This is a genomic window from Streptomyces mauvecolor (genome assembly GCF_039532965.1).
Classification (GTDB): domain Bacteria; phylum Actinomycetota; class Actinomycetes; order Streptomycetales; family Streptomycetaceae; genus Streptomyces; species Streptomyces violascens.
The window spans coordinates 1-663 of record NZ_BAAASQ010000036.1 but is presented as its reverse complement, the minus strand read 5'-3'; the positions used below and the strand labels follow the sequence as shown (position 1 = coordinate 663).

The window sequence follows — 663 nt, the reverse complement described above, 5'->3', positions numbered from 1 at the left end:
GACGGAACCCACCACGGTCGTCATCACGACGCGGAGCCGGACGATCATCACGACGCCCGTACGAGCCGCCACCACCGGCGGGGCGGCCACCACGGTCGTCACGGCGGGGGTAACCGCCGCCGGAGGAGCCACCACGGCTGTCGTCACGACGCCCGCCGTAACCACCCCGGTCGTTGTCACGACGCGGACCGCGGTCGTCTCGACCACCGCGGTAGCCGCCCCGGTCGCCACCGTCCTGACGGCGCGGCTCGCGCTCCGGACGATCGTCGGGAGAGTTGGTGGACATCGTGACTCCTAGTCTTCGGGTACTGCAGTCATTCTCGCGCAGTCGGCTGCCCGACGCGCTTCGGCAAAGCAAAGCGGAAAAACAAAAGGACCCTTGGTCCCAGCGTGAACGCTGGGACCAAGGGTCCTGAAATATTGTTCGGCGGCGTCCTACTCTCCCACAGGGTCCCCCCTGCAGTACCATCGGCGCTGAAAGGCTTAGCTTCCGGGTTCGGAATGTAACCGGGCGTTTCCCTAACGCTATGACCACCGAAACCCTATCGGTTTCGAGCGAACAAGCACACTTTTCAATTAAGTGGGTTCTGCTCAACCAGCAACTGTTCGTTGCTTCAGAACAAACACAGTGGACGCGAGCAACTGAGGACAAGCCCTCGGCCT

The 663-nt window shown here is 63.2% G+C and carries 1 rRNA gene and 1 pseudogene; one reads left to right on the top strand and one right to left on the bottom strand.

Annotated elements, in window-relative coordinates:
• Positions 1–298: pseudogene (locus ABD346_RS33920) on the top strand (hypothetical protein); the annotation flags it as partial.
• 124 nt (positions 299–422) lie between these two features.
• Here the strand turns inward: ABD346_RS33920 and rrf are convergent.
• Positions 423–539 (bottom strand): 5S ribosomal RNA (gene rrf, locus ABD346_RS33915).
• Positions 540–663: the final 124 nt, after the last annotated feature.